Annotated in this window: 16 protein-coding genes and 1 tRNA gene; 10 read left to right on the plus strand and 7 right to left on the minus strand. The window is 70.2% G+C overall.

Annotated elements, in window-relative coordinates; all coding sequences use genetic code 11:
• The first annotated feature begins 35 nt into the window (after positions 1-35).
• The 6 genes from ACZ7JA_RS33535 to ACZ7JA_RS33560 all read left to right on the plus strand — a co-directional run bounded on the left by ACZ7JA_RS33535 (position 36) and on the right by ACZ7JA_RS33560 (position 7,017).
• A complete protein-coding gene (locus ACZ7JA_RS33535) occupies positions 36-527 on the plus strand; it encodes a PaaI family thioesterase (protein ID WP_351672397.1) in 492 nt (163 codons plus the stop codon).
• A gap of 737 nt (positions 528-1,264) precedes the next feature.
• The gene (locus tag ACZ7JA_RS33540; RefSeq protein ID WP_389304541.1) at positions 1,265-2,473 is read left to right on the plus strand and encodes a branched-chain amino acid ABC transporter substrate-binding protein; all 1,209 of its coding nucleotides are present in this window, start codon (positions 1,265-1,267) and stop codon (positions 2,471-2,473) included.
• 109 nt (positions 2,474-2,582) lie between these two features.
• Entirely contained in the window at positions 2,583-3,512 is a 930-nt protein-coding gene (locus tag ACZ7JA_RS33545) for a branched-chain amino acid ABC transporter permease (RefSeq protein WP_199210157.1), read from the plus strand.
• 5 nt (positions 3,513-3,517) lie between these two features.
• Entirely contained in the window at positions 3,518-5,299 is a 1,782-nt protein-coding gene (locus tag ACZ7JA_RS33550; RefSeq protein WP_389304539.1) for a branched-chain amino acid ABC transporter permease, read from the plus strand.
• Between the two features lie 6 nt (positions 5,300-5,305).
• On the plus strand, positions 5,306-6,304 hold the full coding sequence (locus tag ACZ7JA_RS33555) for an ABC transporter ATP-binding protein (RefSeq protein ID WP_351672392.1): 999 nt from the start codon (positions 5,306-5,308) through the stop codon (positions 6,302-6,304).
• Positions 6,301-7,017 carry an ABC transporter ATP-binding protein gene (locus ACZ7JA_RS33560; RefSeq protein WP_351672390.1) on the plus strand — a complete coding sequence of 239 codons (717 nt, stop codon included), beginning with the start codon at positions 6,301-6,303 and terminating at the stop codon, positions 7,015-7,017. The genes ACZ7JA_RS33555 and ACZ7JA_RS33560 overlap by 4 nt, the downstream gene beginning before the upstream one ends.
• Positions 7,018-7,098: 81 nt before the next feature.
• Here the strand turns inward: ACZ7JA_RS33560 and ACZ7JA_RS33565 are convergent, their stop codons facing one another.
• Complete coding sequence (locus ACZ7JA_RS33565; RefSeq protein WP_401130766.1) at positions 7,099-7,758, minus strand: ANTAR domain-containing response regulator; 660 nt, start codon at positions 7,756-7,758, stop codon at positions 7,099-7,101.
• Positions 7,759-7,861: 103 nt separating this feature from the next.
• Between ACZ7JA_RS33565 and ACZ7JA_RS33570 the strand changes: the two genes are divergently transcribed.
• Positions 7,862-7,936 (plus strand) — tRNA-Leu (locus ACZ7JA_RS33570).
• Between the two features lie 106 nt (positions 7,937-8,042).
• On the plus strand, positions 8,043-8,795 hold the full coding sequence (locus ACZ7JA_RS33575) for a transcriptional regulator (RefSeq protein ID WP_470812212.1): 753 nt from the start codon (positions 8,043-8,045) through the stop codon (positions 8,793-8,795).
• Positions 8,796-8,802: 7 nt separating this feature from the next.
• Here the strand turns inward: ACZ7JA_RS33575 and pyk are convergent, their stop codons facing one another.
• Both pyk and ACZ7JA_RS33585 read right to left on the minus strand, forming a co-directional pair.
• On the minus strand, positions 8,803-10,239 hold the full coding sequence (pyk, locus tag ACZ7JA_RS33580; RefSeq protein WP_351672386.1) for a pyruvate kinase: 1,437 nt from the start codon (positions 10,237-10,239) through the stop codon (positions 8,803-8,805).
• A 147-nt stretch (positions 10,240-10,386) separates the two neighbouring features.
• Complete coding sequence (locus tag ACZ7JA_RS33585) at positions 10,387-11,082, minus strand: SIMPL domain-containing protein (RefSeq protein WP_470812214.1); 696 nt, start codon at positions 11,080-11,082, stop codon at positions 10,387-10,389.
• A 150-nt stretch (positions 11,083-11,232) separates the two neighbouring features.
• Here ACZ7JA_RS33585 and ACZ7JA_RS33590 point away from each other — a divergent pair, with 150 nt between their 5' ends.
• Positions 11,233-13,038 carry a bifunctional metallophosphatase/5'-nucleotidase gene (locus tag ACZ7JA_RS33590; protein ID WP_351672382.1) on the plus strand — a complete coding sequence of 602 codons (1,806 nt, stop codon included), beginning with the start codon at positions 11,233-11,235 and terminating at the stop codon, positions 13,036-13,038.
• A gap of 70 nt (positions 13,039-13,108) precedes the next feature.
• On the opposite strand, the gene ACZ7JA_RS33595 is transcribed toward ACZ7JA_RS33590, so the two are convergent.
• Positions 13,109-14,515 carry a lysine N(6)-hydroxylase/L-ornithine N(5)-oxygenase family protein gene (locus ACZ7JA_RS33595; protein ID WP_470812217.1) on the minus strand — a complete coding sequence of 469 codons (1,407 nt, stop codon included), beginning with the start codon at positions 14,513-14,515 and terminating at the stop codon, positions 13,109-13,111.
• On the minus strand, positions 14,512-15,873 hold the full coding sequence (locus ACZ7JA_RS33600) for a pyridoxal phosphate-dependent decarboxylase family protein (protein WP_389304273.1): 1,362 nt from the start codon (positions 15,871-15,873) through the stop codon (positions 14,512-14,514). The genes ACZ7JA_RS33595 and ACZ7JA_RS33600 overlap by 4 nt, the downstream gene beginning before the upstream one ends.
• A 156-nt stretch (positions 15,874-16,029) precedes the next feature.
• Between ACZ7JA_RS33600 and ACZ7JA_RS33605 the strand changes: the two genes are divergently transcribed.
• A complete protein-coding gene (locus ACZ7JA_RS33605; RefSeq protein ID WP_351672376.1) occupies positions 16,030-16,578 on the plus strand; it encodes a GNAT family N-acetyltransferase in 549 nt (182 codons plus the stop codon).
• Positions 16,579-16,662: 84 nt separating this feature from the next.
• On the opposite strand, the gene pepN is transcribed toward ACZ7JA_RS33605, so the two are convergent.
• Both pepN and ACZ7JA_RS33615 read right to left on the minus strand, forming a co-directional pair.
• A complete protein-coding gene (pepN, locus tag ACZ7JA_RS33610) occupies positions 16,663-19,143 on the minus strand; it encodes an aminopeptidase N (RefSeq protein ID WP_470812220.1) in 2,481 nt (826 codons plus the stop codon).
• A 127-nt stretch (positions 19,144-19,270) separates the two neighbouring features.
• Complete coding sequence (locus ACZ7JA_RS33615) at positions 19,271-19,621, minus strand: chorismate mutase (protein WP_351670347.1); 351 nt, start codon at positions 19,619-19,621, stop codon at positions 19,271-19,273.

Consider the following 19,621-nt stretch of genomic DNA (forward strand, 5'->3'; position numbering starts at 1 on the left):
CGACGTGACAGCTGTACGAGAACGGAGCCGCGCCCATGGGTGAGCAGCAGCAGGTGACATTCCCGCAGGAGGTCGTCGACGAGTACGCCGCGCTCGGCGTCGACCTGCCCGCGCTGTTCTCCGCGGGCCACCTCGGGACCCGTATGGGCGTGCAGATCCTGGAGGCGTCGGCGGAGCGGGTCGTCGGCACCATGCCGGTCGAGGGCAACACCCAGCCCTACGGGCTGCTGCACGGCGGCGCGTCCGCGGTGCTGGCGGAGACCCTGGGCTCGGTCGGCTCCATGCTGCACGGCGGCAGCTCGAAGATCGCGGTCGGCGTGGACCTCAACTGCACCCACCACCGCGGCGCCCGCTCGGGCCTGGTGACCGGCGTGGCCACCCCCGTGCACCGGGGGCGCTCCACGGCGACGTACGAGATCGTCATCAGCGACGAGGAGGAGCGCCGGGTCTGCACCGCCCGGCTCACCTGCCTGCTGCGCGACGTCCGCAAGGGCGACGAGGCGCACGTGCCGCACACCGGCGCCTGACCGCTGTCCGGCGGGGCCGCCGAGGCCCCGCCGGCCCCTTGCCCCCACCCGCGGCCCCGACAGCGGGACCCCGTCACCGCCCTTTCTCCGCCGCCGAGTTGACAGCCCGGCAGGCCGCGGGCCCACTCGCCCCGCCCCTCCCCCGCCGGCCTCCGCGCCCGCGCGCCCGAGCGCGTCCGGACGGCGCCGCGCCACACCGCGCCGCGCCACACCGCGCCGCCCCTTTCCGGGACAAAGGGACGCTTCCCCCGCAAGATCACCACAACCGTCCCCATGGGCGGAATGCGGAAAAGCGCCGAAGCCGTCGAGCTCCTTTCCCTTGCAGTAACTCTATGTAATACGCGCGCAATCCAGATTCTCGGTTTCGGCCATCGCGTCCACCCGTCCCAGGGCCGCACAGCAGTCCCGAAAGTCGCCTGCAGCAACAGAGTTGTGTAATTACCAAAACCGTCGAGACGCCTGAACGCGCCGACGCGGTCCTGCGGGTTCTCAGAATGCGGACGGGGCGAATCGACCTGAATTCATGCGTTCCCCCCACGCCGTACCGCTCTGCATTACCTCGTGTCATAACAAGAGCGTCACAGCCTTGGACAAGCACTCCTCCACGTTGTCCACACACGCCTAGAGTCACGGCCAGTCACCGCTCCATCGGGAGTTCGGTACCGGCGCGGCACCCAACACCCCACCACTCGGGGCGAACGTGCCTGCGGAAAGGATCGATTGTGCGACAGCGTTCTCTGGTGATTCTTACCTCCGTTCTGACCACCGGAGCTCTGACCCTCACCGCCTGCGGCTCCCGCAATGACGACAGCAAGGGCGGCGACAGCGGCAACGTGACGGTCACGATCGGCGTCGACGCCCCGCTGACCGGCCAGAACTCCGCGACGGGTCTCGGCATCCAGTACGGCGCCCAGATCGCCGTCGACGACGCCAACAAGAACAAGACCGTCCCCGGCGTCACCTTCAAGATCAAGGCACTGGACGACAAGGCGATCCCGGCCACCGGCCAGCAGAACGCCTCCCAGCTCGTCGCCGACAAGGACGTCCTCGGCGTGGTCGGCCCGCTCAACTCGGGCGTGGCCACCCAGATGCAGCAGACCCTCGCCTCGGCCAACCTGGTGGAGATCTCCCCCTCCAACACCGCGCCCGAGCTGACCCAGGGCAAGAACTGGCAGACCAGCAAGTCCCGCCCGTTCAAGTCCTACTTCCGTACGGCCACCACCGACGCCCTCCAGGGCGCCTTCGCCGCCGACTACGCGTACAACGGCCTCAAGAAGAAGAAGGCCTTCGTCGTCGACGACAAGCAGACCTACGGCGCCGGCCTCTCCAAGATCTTCAAGGCCCAGTTCGCCAAGCAGGGCGGCAAGGTCGTCGGCACCGACCACGTCAACACCGGTGACCGCGACTTCTCCACCCTCGCCACCAAGATCAAGAACTCGGGCGCCGACATCCTCTACTACGGCGGCCAGTACGACGAGTCCCAGGTGCTGACCAAGCAGCTCAAGGACGCCGGCGCCAAGATCCCGCTGTTCGGCGGCGACGGCATGTTCACCCCGACCTACATCAAGACCGCCGGCAAGGCCGCCGAGGGCGACCTCGTCACCTCCATCGGCGTCCCCGTCGACACCCTGCCCGCCGCCAAGGACTTCGTGGCCGCCTACAAGGCCAAGAAGTACCCCGGCGACTACGGCACCTACGGCTCGTACTCCTACGACGCCACCACCGCCATCATCAAGGCCGTCGGCCAGGTCGTGAAGGACGGCAAGGTGCCCTCCGACGCCCGCCAGCAGGTCGTCGACGCCGTCCAGAAGAGCTCCTTCGACGGCATCTCCGGCAAGATCTCCTTCGACGAGTACGGCGACACCACCAACAAGCAGCTGACCGTCTACAAGGTCACCAACGGCGAGTGGAAGTCCGCCAAGAGCGGCGTCGCCAACCCGAAGTAGTCCAGCCGGACACACCGCACCACCAGGGCCGCGCGGCGCAGACCACCGTCACCGCGCGGCCCGCCTTCTACGCCCCCCTTGACTCTCCCCACCACATGGAGGCCATGCGGTGAACACCCTGCCGCAGCAGCTGGCCAACGGGCTGTTCCTCGGCTCGATGTACGGGCTGATCGCCATCGGTTACACGATGGTGTACGGCATCGTCCAGCTCATCAACTTCGCCCACGGCGAGATCTTCATGACCGGAGGCTTCGGCGCACTCACGGTCTACCTCGCCCTGCCGGACGGCATATCCATGTGGATAGCCCTGCCGGCGATGCTCATCGGCGGCGCACTGGTCGCCGTGCTCATCGCCGTCGGCGCCGAGCGCTTCGCCTACCGCCCCCTGCGCGGAGCACCACGCCTCGCGCCACTCATCACCGCCATCGGCCTGTCACTGGCCCTGCAGCAGGCCGTCTTCAACTGGTACCCCGACGCCAAGTCCGCGCGCGTCTTCCCCCAGCTGCCGTTCGGCCCGCTCCACCTCGGCTCCGTGACCGTCCAGAGCGGCGACGTCTTCCTCATCATCGCCGCCCCGCTGTGCATGGCCGTCCTCGCCTTCTTCGTCCGGCTCTCCCGCACCGGCCGCGCCATGCAGGCCACCGCCCAGGACCCGGACACCGCACAGCTCATGGGCATCGACACCAACCGCATCATCGTCATCGCCTTCGCCATCGGCGGCTTCTTCGCCGCCGTCGCCGGCCTGTCCTACGGCCTCAAGTACGGCTCCGTCTCCTACGACATGGGCTTCATCGCCGGCCTCAAGGCCTTCACCGCGGCCGTCCTCGGCGGCATCGGCAACATCTACGGCGCCATGCTCGGCGGCCTCGTCCTCGGCCTCGCCGAAGCCATGGCCACCGCCTACATCGCCGACATCCCCGGCATGCAGCAGCTCGGCGGAGGCGGCTGGGCCGCCGTCTGGGCCTTCGTCCTGCTGATCCTCGTACTCCTCTTCAGACCACAAGGCCTGCTCGGCGAGCGCGTCGCGGACAGGGCGTGAGCACCATGACCGACACCACCACCGCAGCACCGGCCACGGCCACGCACGGGCCCGTCCCGCTGCCGCCCGCCGCCGCCCGACTGCTCATCGCCATCGGCGCCGTGGGCACCATCGCCAGCACCTTCATGAGCTGGACCTGGACCCCCGCGTTCCCCGGCGACCTCACCGTCTACGGCTACCCCGCGGGCCTGCAGATCCTCGCCCTCGTGGCCGGCGCCCTCACCCTGCTGTTCTCCCTCACCCTCTGGAACATCAAGGGCCTGCGCTGGCTCAACCCCGCCGGCGCCACCTCCCCCGTGTTCCTCACCGCCCTGTCGGCGTTCACCGTCTGCTGGTTCACCGGCATCGCCATCGCCGTCGACCTCGACGGCCTGGTCAACCTCGACCCCGGCGCCTACGTCGCCATGGCCGCCTCCGCACTGCCCGTCGTCGGCGCCCTCGCCCTGCCCCACCCGGCCCCCGGCACCGGACTGCGCGGCTACCTCACCAAGCCCCAGCAGCCCCGCCCCGGCACCCTGTCCCCGCTCCTCGAGCGCGGCGTCATCACCGCCGGCACCGCCATCGCCCTGATCGCCTTCACCTACGGCATCGGCATCGACAACGACGCGAGCGAAACCTTCATCGGCTTCCTCCTCCTCGTCATCTTCGCCGCCTGGGGCCTGATGCACACCGGCCTCGTCGACCGCTACGCGACCATGGCCGCCCAGCACAAGGGCTTCGCCTCCGCGCTGGCCTTCCTCGCCGCCGTGATCTTCCCGTTCACCCAGAGCGACGACCACAACGCCAACGTCGGCGTCAACATCCTCATCTTCGCCACCGTCGCACTCGGCCTGAACATCGTCGTCGGCCTCACCGGCCTCCTCGACCTCGGCTACGTCGCCTTCCTCGGCGTCGGCGCCTACGCGGCCGCACTCGTCTCCGGCTCCGAGTACTCCCGCTTCTCCGGCGTCCACTTCCCCTTCTGGGCCGCCGCCCTCACCGGCATGGCCGCCTCGCTCGTCTTCGGCGTCCTCATCGGCGCCCCCACCCTGCGACTGCGCGGCGACTACCTGGCCATCGTCACCCTCGGCTTCGGAGAGATCTTCCGCATCACCGTCAACAACCTCGACGGCGACTCCGGACCCGACATCACCCGCGGCCCCAACGGCATCACCCAGATCCCGGACCTGGACATCCTCGGGTTCAAGTTCGGCGAAGCACACGAGATAGCCGGGTTCACACTCGGCCGCTTCGCCAACTACCTCTTCCTGATGCTCATCGTCACGGCCATCGTCGTGCTCGTCTTCACCCGCGCCGCCGACTCCCGCATCGGCCGCTCCTGGATCGCCATCCGCGAGGACGAGACCGCCGCCACCGCCATGGGCATCAACGGCTTCCGGGTCAAGCTGATCGCCTTCGCCCTCGGCGCCTCCCTCGCCGGCCTCGCCGGCACCGTGATGGCCCACGTCAACTACAGCGTCAACCCGCAGCCCTACCAGTTCGCCGGCGCCGCCCCGCCCAACTCCGCCTTCCTCCTCGCCGCCGTCGTCCTCGGCGGCATGGGCACCGTCAGCGGCCCCCTCCTCGGCGCCAGCGTCCTCTACCTGGTCCCCGAGAAGCTCCAGTTCCTGCAGAACTACGAACTGCTGGCCTTCGGCATCGCGCTCGTCCTGCTGATGCGCTTCCGGCCGGAGGGCATCATCGCCAACCGCCGCCGCCAGCTCGAATTCCACGAAATCGGCCAACTCGACGTCCCCGAACAGAGAACGCTCACCGACGAACCGGCCGCCACCAAGGCAGGGGCGTAAAGAACCATGACGACACCTGTACTCGAAGCCCGTGACGTCACCATGCGCTTCGGCGGCCTCACCGCCGTCCGATCCGTCGACTTCACCGTCAACAGCGGCGAGATCGTCGGCCTGATCGGCCCCAACGGCGCCGGCAAGACCACATTCTTCAACTGCCTCACCGGCCTGTACGTGCCCACCGAGGGCACCGTCGCCTTCCGGGGCAAGGTGCTCCCGCCCAAGCCGCACCTGGTCACCCAGGCCGGGATCGCCCGGACCTTCCAGAACATCCGGCTCTTCGCCAACATGACGGTCCTGGAGAACGTCCTCGTCGGCCGCCACACCCGCACCAAGGAGGGCCTCTGGTCCGCCCTCCTGCGCGGCCCCGGCTTCCGCAAGGCCGAGAAGGAGTCCGAGGCCAAGGCCATGGAACTCCTCGAGTTCGTCGGCCTCGCCGCCAAGCGCGACCACCTCGCCCGCAACCTGCCCTACGGCGAACAGCGCAAGCTGGAGATCGCCCGCGCACTCGCCAGCGAGCCCGGCCTGCTGCTCCTCGACGAGCCGACGGCCGGCATGAACCCGCAGGAGACCCGGACCACCGAGGAACTGGTCTTCGCCATCCGGGACAAGGGCATCGCCGTCCTCGTGATCGAGCACGACATGCGCTTCATCTTCAACCTCTGCGACCGCGTCGCCGTCCTCGTCCAGGGCGAGAAGCTCGTCGAGGGCACCTCCGACGTCGTCCAGGCCGACGACCGGGTCGTCGCCGCCTACCTCGGCGAACCCTTCGAGGGCGACCCCGGCCAGGCCGAGGCGGCCGAGGTCGAGGCCGCCGAGGTCGAGGCGGCGGAGACCGCCGCCGACGCCGGAACCCCGGCCGCGGCCCCGAAGACCGACGCCGAGCCCGAGCCCGCGCAGGCCGAGTCCACCGGCCCGGACGACGCCGCACCCGCCGACGCCGGCACCACCGGCGGCCCGGAGAGCGGCGCGGAGAGCACCAGCACCACCAAGGGAGACACCCAGTGACCGCACTGCTGGAGGTCGAGGACCTCAGGGTCGCCTACGGCAAGATCGAAGCCGTCAAGGGCATCTCGTTCAGCGTCGAAGCCGGCCAGGTCGTCACCCTCATCGGCACCAACGGCGCCGGCAAGACGACCACCCTGCGCACCCTCTCCGGACTGCTCAAGCCCAGCTCCGGAAAGATCCTCTTCGACGGCAAGCCACTCGCCGGCGTCCCCGCGCACAAGATCGTCGCCCTCGGACTCGCCCACTCCCCCGAGGGCCGGCACATCTTCCCGCGCCTGTCCATCGCCGAGAACCTCCAGCTCGGCGCCTTCCTCCGCAAGGACAAGGAAGGCATCGAGAAGGACATCCAGCGCGCCTACGACCTCTTCCCCATCCTCGGAGAGCGCAGGAAGCAGGCCGCCGGCACCCTCTCCGGCGGTGAGCAGCAGATGCTGGCCATGGGCCGGGCGCTGATGTCCCAGCCCAAGCTGCTGATGCTCGACGAACCCTCCATGGGCCTGTCGCCGATCATGATGCAGAAGATCATGGCGACGATCGTCGAGCTGAAGGCTTCCGGCACCACGATCCTGCTGGTCGAGCAGAACGCCCAGGCGGCGCTCTCGCTCGCCGACCAGGGCCACGTCATGGAGGTCGGCAGCATCGTCCTCTCCGGCACCGGACAGGACCTGCTGCACGACGAGTCCGTGCGCAAGGCGTACCTCGGCGAGGACTGACCCCGCCGCGCACCGCCGGTACGACGAGGCCCGCGTCCCCCTTCTCCGGGGCGCGGGCCTCGTCCTGTGCGCGGGGGGGGCTCAGCCCTTCTTCGCGGACTTCTTCTCGTCGTTGTCCGCGATGACCGCCTCGGCGACCTGCTGCATCGACAGACGCCGGTCCATCGACGTCTTCTGGATCCAGCGGAACGCGGCCGGCTCGGTCAGCCCGTACTCCGTCTGCAGGATGGACTTCGCGCGGTCCACCAGCTTGCGCGTCTCCAGCCGCTGGGTGAGGTCCGCGACCTCCTTCTCCAGCTCCCGCAGCTCGGTGAACCGGGACACGGCCATCTCGATCGCCGGGACGACGTCGCTCTTGCTGAACGGCTTCACCAGGTACGCCATGGCACCGGCGTCCCGGGCCCGCTCCACCAGGTCGCGCTGCGAGAACGCGGTGAGCATCAGGACCGGGGCGATGGACTCCTCGGCGATCTTCTCGGCCGCGGAGATGCCGTCGAGCTTGGGCATCTTCACATCGAGGATCACCAGGTCCGGGCGGTGCTCGCGGGCCAGTTCGACGGCCTGCTCGCCGTCCCCGGCCTCGCCGACGACGGTGTAGCCCTCCTCCTCCAGCATCTCTTTCAGATCGAGCCGGATCAGGGCCTCGTCCTCGGCGATGACGACACGGGTCGTCAGCGGAGGCACGTGCGACTTGTCGTCGTCGGGCACGTCTACGGGCTGGGGCGACTCGGGGGAGGTCACTCGGGCTCCTTGTTACGAGGCAGGTCGGTACTGCTGACAAGAGCCTACCCAGCTGCGGTAAGGTGGTCAGGCAGCGGGTCGAGGTAAACCTTCGATTCACCGGGCCCCGGTAGCCCAATTGGCAGCAGGCAATGGATTCAAAACCCATACAGTGTCGGTTCGAGTCCGACCCGGGGCACTTTTCCTTCGATCCGAAGGTCACCATTCACGAGCGGATTTCCACATTCCCGTGAACCTCCGCTCTTCTCCGCGTGTCACAGCGATCGCCTTCGCAGAGTGGCCGCATGTACGACGTCAGCACCCGTAAGCAGGCTCTCGCGCTTGTCGCGCAGGGCCGCAGCCTGAACGCGGTGAGCCGCGAGACCGGTATCTCGCGCGCTGCGATCCGTTCATGGCAGGTCCGTCTCGAACCGCTGTCCCGCTCAGCGCCTCCGCCCGGGCCGCCTTCCGACGCCCGCGCATACGCGTACCTGCTGGGCCTCTATCTCGGCGACGGGTGCATCAGCCCGCACCCGGGCGGCGGTTACTACCTCAGGATCGCGTGCGCCGACACATGGCCCGGGCTCATGCGGATGTGCTGCGAGGCCATCGCACGTGTACGCCCCGGGGTGCGCGTCCATACGCTCCACAAACAGGGCTGTGCGATGGTGACCAGCTACCACCGGCACTGGCCCGTCCTGTTCCCCCAGCACGGTCCCGGCAAGAAGCACGAGCGACGGATCGTCCTGGAGCCCTGGCAGCAGGACATCGTCGACGAGTACCCCTGGGAGTTCGTCCGCGGCCTGATCCACTCCGACGGATGCCGTGTCACCAACTGGACGACTCGCCTGGTCGGCGGTGAGCGCAGGCGCTACGAGTATCCCCGCTACTTCTTCACCAACGTCTCCGACGACATCCGGCGGCTCTACACGGACACACTCGACAGGCTCGGGATCACGTGGACCCACTGCACCCGCAACGGCGACCCGTACAACATCTCCGTCGCCCGAAAAGCCTCCGTAGCCCTCATGGACGTGCACGTGGGCCCCAAGTACTGAGCCTTCGCTACTTGGGGCTGTCGTCCTCGCCGATGTGGTGTACGCGGACCATGTTGGTCGCGCCGGGGACGCCGGGGGGTGAGCCGGCCGTGATGACCACGATGTCGCCCTTCTCGCAGCGGCCGTACCGCAGGAGGAGTTCGTCCACCTGGGCGACCATCGCGTCCGTGGAGTCCGCCTCCGGGCCGAGGAAGGTCTCCACGCCCCAGGTGAGGCTGAGCTGGGAGCGGGTGGCCGGCTCGGGGGTGAAGGCCATCAGGGGGATCGGCGAGCGGTAGCGGGAGAGCCGGCGGGCGGTGTCGCCGGACTGGGTGAACGCGACGAGGAACTTGGCCCCGAGGAAGTCGCCCATCTCGGCGGCGGCGCGGGCGACGGCTCCGCCCTGGGTGCGGGGTTTGTTGCGTTCGGTGAGCGGCGGCAGGCCCCTGGCGAGGATGTCCTCCTCCGCGGCGGCGACGATCTTGGCCATGGTGCGCACGGTCTCGACGGGGTAGTTGCCGACGCTGGTCTCGCCGGAGAGCATCACGGCGTCGGTGCCGTCGATGACGGCGTTGGCGACGTCGGAGGCCTCGGCGCGGGTGGGGCGTGAGTTCTCGATCATCGAGTCGAGCATCTGGGTGGCGACGATGACGGGTTTGGCGTTGCGCCGGGCGAGTTTGATGGCGCGCTTCTGGACGATGGGCACCTGTTCGAGGGGCATTTCGACGCCGAGGTCGCCGCGGGCGACCATGATTCCGTCGAAGGAGGCGACGATGTCGTCGATGTTCTCGACGGCCTGGGGTTTCTCGACCTTGGCGATGACGGGGAGGCGGCGGCCTTCCTCGTCCATGATGCGGTGGACGTCGTGGGCGTCCTTGCCGCTGCGGACGAAGGAGAGGGCCACGACGTCGAAGCCGGTGCGCAGGGCCCAGCGCAGGTCGTCCTCGTCCTTCTTGGACAGGGCGGGTACGGAGACGGCGACGCCGGGGAGGTTGAGTCCCTTGTGGTCGGAGATGACGCCGCCTTCGGCCACTCGGGTGTGGACCCGGGGGCCGTCGACGGCGGTGACTTCGAGGCCGACCTTGCCGTCGTCGACGAGGATGCGTTCGCCGGGGGTGACGTCGGCGGCGAGGCCGGCGTAGGTGGTGCCGCAGATGTGGCGGTCGCCTTCGACGCCTTCCTCGACGGTGATCGTGAAGGTGTCGCCGCGTTCAAGGAGTACGGGGCCTTCGCTGAATCGGCCGAGGCGGATCTTCGGGCCTTGAAGGTCGGCGAGGATTCCGACGCTGCGGCCGGTTTCGTCGGCGGCTTTTCTGACGTGCTGGTATCGCACCTCGTGCTCGGTCTGGGTGCCGTGGCTGAGGTTGAAGCGGGCGACGTCCATTCCGGCTTCGACGAGTGCTTTGATCTGGTCGTACGAGTCGGTGGCGGGGCCCAGAGTGCAGACGATCTTTGCTCGGCGCATAGGTCGAGCCTAGGCCTTACCCACGGGTAGTGAATCCGGGGTTCATGACTGCCCAACAACCGTTGGGTAAAGGGATATTGACAACTGTTGAATTGTGCGAAGGCCCGCTCCTTTGAGCGAAATCTTCACGTCGTGGGTTTTCGGTCTTCAGACCCGCGGGGGCCGCATCGTGAATTGGGCGGTGACCTGTGCGCCGACGCGCAGTCGCGGGGGTTCGAGGTCGAGGGGCCGGGGTGGTTCCTCCGGTTGGGCGAGTGCGGTGCGGCGTGCACCGCGTTCCTGGGGGGTGCGTCCGGGGCGGGTGTGGTCGTCGCCGGTGTCGGTGAGTTCGACGAGGGCGGCGACGGTGGTGCCGAGGGCGTCGGCGTATTCGCGGGCCCGGCGGAGGGCCTCGTGGACGGCCTGGCGGCGGGCCTGGGCGGGCACGGGTGAGTCGGGGCGCAGGGACCACCAGGGGCCGTCGATCCGGGTGAGTTCCAAGTCGGCCAGTCGGGTGGTGAGTTCGGCGAGGGCGGTGAAGTCGGTGAGTTCGGCGGTGAGGTGGACGCGGCCGTGGTGGCCGCGTACGCGTTCGCCGCGGCCGTGGGGGGTGAGTTCGGGGGTGATCGAGATGCTGCCGGTGGTCACGTGTTCCACCGCGTCGCCGTAGGACTTGACGAGGTCGAGGGCGGCGGTGTTGCGGCGGGTGAGGTCGTCGAGGGTGGTGCGGCGGTCGCGGCCGCGGGCGGTGACGGTGACGCCGATGCGGGCGATCTCGGGTTCGGCGTCGATCTCGGCCTCGCCGCGGACGGTGAGGAGGGGGGCGTCGGGGGTGCCGTGGGGTGAGGTCGCCGGTGGGGTCATACGTCCCACTGTGTCATGGGGTTTCCGCTTCTGTGGCCGGAGTTGGGGCGACAGGTCACCAGATCGAAACCGAATGGACCTGTTGCTTTCGGTCATGCCCGGGTCAGAATCTACGCGCGTTGTTGGCTGTTTCCCCGAGGAGACCGAGAGATGCCGTTGAACCGCCGGAAGTTCCTGAAGAAGTCCGCCGTGACCGGGGCGGGGGTGGCGATCGCCGGTGCGGGAGCGGCTCCGGCGGCCGAGGCCGCGGAGGCGAAGGGGCCGGGGAAGCACCCGAAGCGGTACTCGCTGACCGTCATGGGCACCACGGATCTGCACGGTCACGTCTTCAACTGGGACTACTTCAAGGACGCGGAGTACTCCGACAAGGCGGGCAACGCGCAGGGCCTGGCGCGTGTCTCGACGCTGGTCGAGTCGATCCGCGAGGAGAAGGGCCGCTGCAACACGCTGCTGCTGGACGCCGGTGACACGATCCAGGGCACGCCGCTGACGTACTACTACGCGAAGGTCGACCCGATCACCGCCAAGGGCGGTCCGGTGCACCCGATGGCGCAGGCGATGAACGCGATCGGGTACGACGCGGCGGCGCTCGGCAACCACGAGTTCAACTACGGCATCGAGACGCTGCGGAAGTTCGAGGACCAGCTCGACTTCCCGCTGCTGGGCGCCAACGCGGTGGACGCGAAGACGCTGAAGCCGGCCTTCCCGCCCTACTTCATGAAGAAGTTCCACGTGCCGGGCGCTCCGCCGGTGAAGGTGGCCGTGCTGGGTCTGACCAACCCGGGCATCGCGATCTGGGACAAGGCGTACGTGCAGGGCAAGCTGGCGTTCCCGGGTCTGGAGGAGCAGGCCGCGAAGTGGGTGCCGAAGCTGCGGGCGATGGGCGCGGACGTGGTCGTGGTGTCGGCGCACTCGGGTACGTCGGGGAACTCGTCGTACGGTGACCAGCTGCCGTACGTGGAGGACGCGGCGGCGAACGTGGCGCGGCAGGTGCCGGGTATCGACGCGATCCTGGTGGGGCACGCGCATCTGGAGATTCCGGAGCTGAAGGTCGTCAACGAGAAGTCGGGCCGGACGGTCGTGCTGTCGGAGCCGCTGTGCTTCGCGGAGCGGCTGAGCGTCTTCGACATCGAGCTGGTGTTCGGCAAGGGCCGGTGGGAGGTGGAGTCGGTGTCCGCTTCGCTGCGTGACTCGAGGACGGTGGCGGACGACCCGCGGATCACGAAGCTGCTGAAGGACGAGCACGACAAGGTCGTGGCGTACGTCAACCAGGTGGTGGGTCGGGCGACGCAGACCCTGACGACGGTCGAGGCGCGGTACAAGGACGCCCCGATCATCGATCTGATCACCAAGGTCCAGGAGGACGTGGTGAAGGCGGCGCTGGCGGGCACGGAGTACGCGTCGCTGCCGGTGATCGCGCAGGCGTCGCCGTTCTCGCGGACGTCGCAGATCCCGGCCGGCGATGTGACGATCCGGGACCTGTCGGGTCTGTACGTGTACGACAACACGCTGGTCGCGAAGCTGATGACGGGCGCGCAGGTGCGGGCGTACCTGGAGTACTCGGCGGCGTACTACGTGCAGACGGCGGCGGGCGCGGCGGTCGACGTGGAGAAGCTGACGAACGCGGGTGGCCGTCCGGACTACAACTACGACTACGTGTCGGGTCTGTCGTACGACATCGACGTGGCGCAGCCGGCGGGTTCGCGAATCAGGAACCTGACGTTCGGTGGTGCGGCGCTGGACGACGCGCAGCAGTTCGTGCTGGCGGTGAACAACTACCGCGCCAACGGCGGTGGCGCCTTCCCGCACGTGGCGTCGGCGAAGGAGCTGTGGTCGGAGTCGACGGAGATCCGCACCCGGATCGCGGAGTGGGTGACGGCGAAGGGTGTGCTGGACCCGAAGGACTTCGCGTCGGTGGACTGGAAGCTGACGCGGGACGGCACCCCGGTGTTCTGAGTCTCCGGTCGAGGTGTGTCGGCGGCGTCGGTGCGGGTTCCCGCACCGGCGCCGCCGTCGTGCGTGGGGCCTATTCGAGGAGGGGGACCAGTTGCCCGGCTTGTCTGGCGTGCGGCATGCGGGGGGCGAGGTCCTGGAGTCCGAAGGTGGTGAAGGCGGTGCGGGTGGGCAGGGGGTACTGCTCCTTGCCGGTGAGGGAGTTGAGGATGGTGGCGCTGCGCCAGGCGGTGAGGCCCAGGTCGGGGGCGCCGACGCCGTGGGTGTGCAGTTCGGCGTTCTGGACGTAGACGGAGCCGGTGACGGCGGGGTCGAGGACGAGGCGGTAGTTCTCGTCGATGCGGGGGCGTTCGCTGCCGTCGCGGCGCATGTAGGGGTCGAGTCCGGCGAGGAGGCCGCCGAGGGGGCGTTCGCGGTAGCCGGTGGCGAGGACGACGGCGTCGGTGGTGAGCCGGCTGCGGGCGCCCTGCTGGAGGTGTTCGAGGTGGAGTTCGACCTGGCCGGCGGCGATGCGGCCGGCGGTGCGGACGCGGACGCCGGGGGTGAGGACGGTGTCGGGCCAGCCGCCGTTCAGGGTGCGCCGGTACAGCTCGTCGTGGATGGCGGCGAGGGTGTCCGCGTCGATGCCTTTGTGCAGTTGCCACTGGGCGGTGGTGAGCCGGTCGCGGACGGGTTCGGCGAGGGCGTGGAAGTAGCGGGTGTAGTCGGGGGTGAAGTGTTCGAGGCCGAGTTTGGAGTACTCCATCGGTGCGAACGCTTCGGTGCGGCCGATCCAGTGCAGTTTCTCGTGGCCGGCGGGGCGGTGGCGCAGCAGGTCGAGGAAGACCTCGGCGCCGGACTGTCCCGAGCCGACGACCGTGATGTGGCCCGCGGTGAGGAGGGTGGCGCGGTGGTCGAGGTAGTCGGCGGCGTGGATGACGGGGACGCCGGGTGCTTCGACGAGTGGCCGCAGGGCGTCGGGCACATGGGGGGTGGTGCCGATGCCGAGGACGATGTTGCGGGTGTGGGTGCGGCCGTGGGCGGGGGTGCCGCCGTGGGGGTCGTGGCGGGTGTGGTCGATCTCGAAGACGTCGTGTTCGGGGTTCCAGCGGACGGCGTCGACCTGGTGGTGGAAGCGGAGTCCGGGCAGGTGCTCGCAGACCCAGCGGCAGTAGGCGTCGTATTCGGCGCGCTGGATGTGGAAGCGCTCGGCGAAGTAGAAGGGGAAGAGCCGTTCGTGGGTCTTCAGGTAGTTGGGGAAGCTCCAGGGGCTGGTGGGGTCGGCGAGGGTGACCAGGTCGGCGAGGAAGGGGACCTGGATGGTGGCGCCTTCGATGAGCAGGCCGGGGTGCCAGTCGAAGCGGGGGCGTCGTTCGTAGAAGACGGCGTCGAGTTCGGCGAGGGGGTGGGCGAGGGCGGCGAGGGAGAGGTTGCTGGGGCCGATGCCGATGCCGACGAGGTCGCGGGGGGCGCCGGGCCGGTGGTGTGGGGGGTTGGTCATGCGGGGGTGGCTCCTTCGGCGAGTTCGAGGAGTGCGGCCAGTTCGTGGGGCCGGGTGTGGGGGTTGAGGAAGGTGGCCTTGAGCCAGAGCCGTCCGTCGGGGCGGGCTCGTCCGAGGACGGCCCGGCCTTCGTGCAGCAGGCGGCGGCGTACGGCGGCGACGGCGGTGTCGGGGGCGCCGGCGGGCCGGAACAGGACGGTGCTGATGACGGGCCGGTCGTAGAGGTCGTGGCCGGGGTGGCGGTGGACGAGGTCGGCGAACTCGTCGGCGTGGGCGCAGACCTGGTCGACGAGGGCGCCGAGTCCGGTGCGGCCGAGGGTCTTCAGGGTGACGGCGATCTTGAGGATGTCGGGCCGGCGGGTGGTGCGCAGTGAGCGGCCGAGCAGGTCGGGGAGGCCTGCTTCGGTGTCGTCGTCGGCGTTGAGGTAGTCGGCGTGGTGGTGGAGTGCGGTGAGTTCGCCGGGCGCGGCGACGGCGAGGAGTCCGGCGGCGGCCGGCTGCCAGCCGAGTTTGTGCAGGTCGAGGGTGACGGTGTGGGCGGTTTCGAGTCCGGCGAGTTTGTGGCGGTGCCGGTCGCTGAAGGCGAGGCCGGCGCCGTAGGCGGCGTCGACGTGCAGGCGGGCGCCGTGGGTGGCGCACAGGCGGGCGGCCTCAGGCAGCGGGTCGATGAGTCCGGCGTCGGTGGTGCCGGCGGTGGCGGCGACGAGCAGGGGGCCGGGCTCGGTGCTGAGGGTGTGGTGGAGGGTTGCGGGGTCGAGGGTGCCGCGCGGGGTGGGCAGGACGATCGGGTGGGGCAGGCCGAGCAGCCAGGCGGCGCGGGGCAGGGAGTGGTGGGCGTTGGCGCCGTGCACCAGCCGGAGGCGGGGGCCGTGCGTCTCGCGGGCGAGGAGCAGGGCGAGTTGGTTGGATTCGGTGCCGCCGGTGGTGACGAGGGCGTCGCGGAGGCCGATGAGCCGGGCGAGGGCGCGTGTGACCTCGGTTTCCAGGGCGGAGGCGGCGGGGGCCTGGTCCCAGGAGTCGAGTGAGGGGTTGAGGGCGCTGGCGGCGAGGTCGGCGGCGGTGGCGAGGGCGAGCGGCGGGCAGTGCAGGTGGGCGGCGCAGAGCGGGTCGGCGGGGTCGGCGGCGCCTTCGGCCAGGGCGTGGACGAGGGTGCGCAGGGCGTCGGGGTCCGGGGCGTCGGGGAGGACGCCGTTTCCGAGGGCCGTGGTCATGCGGGCGGTGACGGCTTCGGGGCCGCCGGCCGGCAGGGGGCCGCCGCGGGCCCGGCGGCCGGTGGCGAGGGCGTCGAGGACGGTGTCCAGGAGGGGACGGAGGGCTGTGGGTCCGCCGGGTCCTGAGGCGAGGGGCGGGGTGCTCATGGGCTGTCCTCCGGGGCGCGGGGAGGGGGGCGGCCGTGGCGGGGGTCCACCCGTCCGGGAGGTTCAACGATCGGGACCCGGTCGTGGGTACTGCCGTACGGGGAAAACGCGTTGGAGCGGTGGAGCCGTGGTGGCGCCGCGGCTACCGTCGTTCGGATGGTTGACGCGTGGATGATCGAGGTGCCCGGTGAGCGGGTGGTGGTGCGTGAGCCCGGTCCGCGGGACGAGGTGCCGCTGCTGACGCTGTTCGAGGAGTGCGAGGACTGGTTCGTGGCGGCGACGGGGCTGCCGTCGGGGCCGGGTGATGTGCAGAGCCTGTTCTACGCGCTGCCGGAGGGGGCGAGTCCGGAGGACAAGGTGCTGCTGGTGCTGGAGCGGGACGGCGTGGTCGCGGGTCTGGTGGACGCGGTGCTGGACCATCCGGAGCCGGGTGCGGTGGCGGTGGGCCTGTTCCTGCTGGCGCCCTGGGCGCGGGGACGGGGGCTGGGCCGGGCGCTGGCGGAGTCCCTGCTGGCCCGGGCGGGCTCGGTGTCCCTGGTGACGGCGTCGGTGCCGGCCGGCTGGCGCTCCGGGGAGGCTTTCCTGGAGCGGCTCGGTTTCCTGCTGGGTGCGGCCGTTCCGGCGCGTGAGGCGGTGGGCAACCGGCGGGCGGGCCCGCGTGAAGGGGGCGTGCGCCGGGCGGAGTTGCGGGTGGGGAACGGCTAGGGGCTGCCTCCCGGACGGCGTGGTGCCCCCGCTCCCCTCCCGAGGGAGGGGAGCGGGGGCACCACGCCGTCCGGGACTTCGGTGCTATGCGTCCCGGACGCGCAGGGCGCGGGCCAGGTCGTCGAGTTCGTCGACCAGTTTGCGGCGCAGCGCGGCGACGGGTTCCGCCTCGCGCAGGCAGGCCTCGCCGAGGGCGAGGTTCTCGGCGTCGACCGCGTGGTACGGGAAGGCCCAGCGTCCGGCGGCCGCGGCGATGGCGGGGCCGCGGCGGGCGGCGAGCGGGACGACGTCCTGGTAGTAGCGGGGTACGTAGGCGCGGACGAGGTCGGCCTGTTCGGGCTGCCAGAAGCCGCGCGCGGTGGCCGTGAAGAGGTAGTTGGAGAGGTCGTCGGAGGCGAACATCGCGTCCCAGGCGGCGCGTTTGGCCTCCGGGTCGGGGAGGGCGGCGCGGCAGGTCGCGGCGCCTTCCTGGCCGTTGGCGGAGGGGTCGCGGTCGAGTTCGGCGGCGATGGCGGCCTCGTCGGTGGCGCCGAGGACGGCGAGCCGGCCGAGGATGCGCCAGCGCAGTTCGGGGTCGAGTTCGGGTCCGCCGGGGACCGTGTCGTCGGCGAGCCAGGCGGCGATGGTGTCGGGGTGGGCGGCGACGTCGATGAAGTGGCGTACGGCGATCAGGCGCAGGCCGGGGTTGTCGCCGTCCTCGGTGCGGCGCAGCAGGTCGCGGCAGAGGGAGCCGAGGGTGGCGAGGGCCGCGGGGCGGTCCTCGGGGCGCAGGTAGCGGTCGGTGACCTCGTGGGCGGCGAAGGCGAGGACGCCTTCGGCGACGGCGAGGTCGGTCTCGCGCGGGAGGTGGGTGCGGGCCGTCTCGAGGTAGGCGGCGGGCGGGAGTTCGCCGTCGCGTACGGCGTCCCGGAGGGCGTTCCAGACCACGGCGCGGGTGAGGGGCTCGGGCAGTCCGGACAGGCCGGTGCGGACCGCTTCGAAGGACTCGTCGTCGAAGCGGATCTTGGCGTAGGTGAGGTCGCCGTCGTTGGTGAGGATCAGCGCGGGGCGCTTGCCGATGGGCTGCGGTGCGCTCTGCGGGACGTCGAGGCTGACGTGCTCGCGCGGGGTGAGGCGGCCCTCGTCGGTGAGGTCGTGGTCGTAGAGGCCGACGGTGATCCGGTGCGGGCGGCTGCCGGCGCGGTCGACGGTGAGGGCGAGGGTGCCGTCGGCGGCGGCGACGCGCGGGCTGAGGGTGTCGACTCCGGTGGTGCGCAGCCAGGCCTCGGCCCAGGCGTGCACGTCGCGGTCGGTGGCGGCGGCGAGGGAGTCGATGAAGTCGGCGAGGGTGGCGTTGGCGAACCGGTGCCGTTCGAAGTGGATGTTGATGCCGGCGAGGAAGTTCTTCTCGCCGAGCCAGGTCACGAGCTGGCGCAGTGCGGAGGCGCCCTTGGCGTAGGAGATGCCGTCGAAGTTGAGCAGGGCTGCGGCGGTGTCGTCGACGGCTTCGGGGGCGACCGGGTGGGTGGAGGGGCGCTGGTCGGCGTCGTAGCCCCAGGCCTTGCGGGTGACGCCGAACTCGACCCACGGCTGGGTGAAGCGGGTCGCTTCGAGGGTGGTCTGGTAGCCCATGTACTCGGCGAAGGACTCGTTGAGCCAGATGTCGTCCCACCACTTGAGGGTGACGAGGTCGCCGAACCACATGTGGGCCATCTCGTGGGCGATGACCATGGCGCGGGTCTGCCGTTCGGTGTCGGTGACGGCGGAGCGGAAGACGAAGTCGTCGCGGAAGGTGACCAGGCCGGGGTTCTCCATGGCGCCGGCGTTGAACTCGGGGACGAACGCCTGGTCGTAGGAGTCGAAGGGGTAGGGCTCCTCGAACTTCTCGTGGTAGCGGTCGAAGCAGGCGCGGGTGACGTCGAAGATCTCCTCGGCGTCGGTGTCGAGGTGCGCGGCGAGGGAGCGGCGGCAGTGGATGCCGAAGGGCAGGCCGCGGTGTTCGGTGTGCAGCGAGTGCCAGGGGCCGGCGGCGACGGCGACGAGGTAGGTGGAGATCAGCGGGGTGGCGGCGGCGCGCCAGCGGCCCTGGCCGAGGTGTTCGGTGATGCCGTTGGCGAGGACGCTCCAGCCGTCGGGGGCGGTGACGGTGAGTTCGAAGACGGCCTTGAGGTCGGGCTGGTCGAAGGCGGCGAAGACGCGCTGGACGTCGTCCAGGAACATCTGGGTGTAGACGTAGGTCTCGCCGTCGGTGGGGTCGGTGAAGCGGTGCATGCCCTCGCCGGTGCGGGAGTAGCGCATGGCGGCGTCGACGCGCAGTTCGTGCTCGCCGGCGGTGAGGCCGCGCAGCGGCAGCCGGTTGCCGTCGAGGGTCTCCGGATCGAGGGGCTGCCCGTCGAGGGTGACGGTGCGCAAGGAGGCGGGCTTCAGCTCGACGAACGTGTCCCCGGCGGACCGCGCGGTGAACCTGATCACGGTGCGGGAGTCGAAGGTCTCGTCCCCTGTGGTGAGATCGAGTTCGACCGTGTAGCGGTGGACGTCGAGGAGCTGTGCTCGGAGCTGCGCTTCGTCGCGCGTGATGACGGACATGGACGTCATGCTGCCTGATGGCATCCACAGCGGACAGGGGCGGATCGGTACACGGCATATGTCCGGTGTCGCGCCCCGTGCCGCCGTGGCCACGCTCCGTGCGCCCGCGGGCCGGCGCCGGGGAGGGTCAGCCGGCCGTGGCGGACGGACCGCCGACCGTGTCCCCGGCGATGGACTCGTGGTGCCGGATCACCTCGGCGATGATGAAGCCCAGGAACTTCTCGGCGAAGGCCGGGTCGAGCTTGGCGTTCTCGGCGAGGCGGCGCAGGCGTTCGATCTGCCGGGCCTCGCGGGCGGGGTCGGCGGGCGGGAGCTGGTGCCGTGCCTTGAGCCGGCCGACCTGCTGGGTGCACTTGAAGCGCTCGGCGAGCATGTGGACGACGGCCGCGTCGATGTTGTCGATGCTGTCGCGCAGCCGCTCCAGCTCCTGGCGGACCGCGGGGTCGACGTCACCGGTACCGGTGTTGCTGATGGTCAT

The sequence above is a fragment of the Streptomyces sp. NPDC038135 genome (assembly GCF_055601245.1).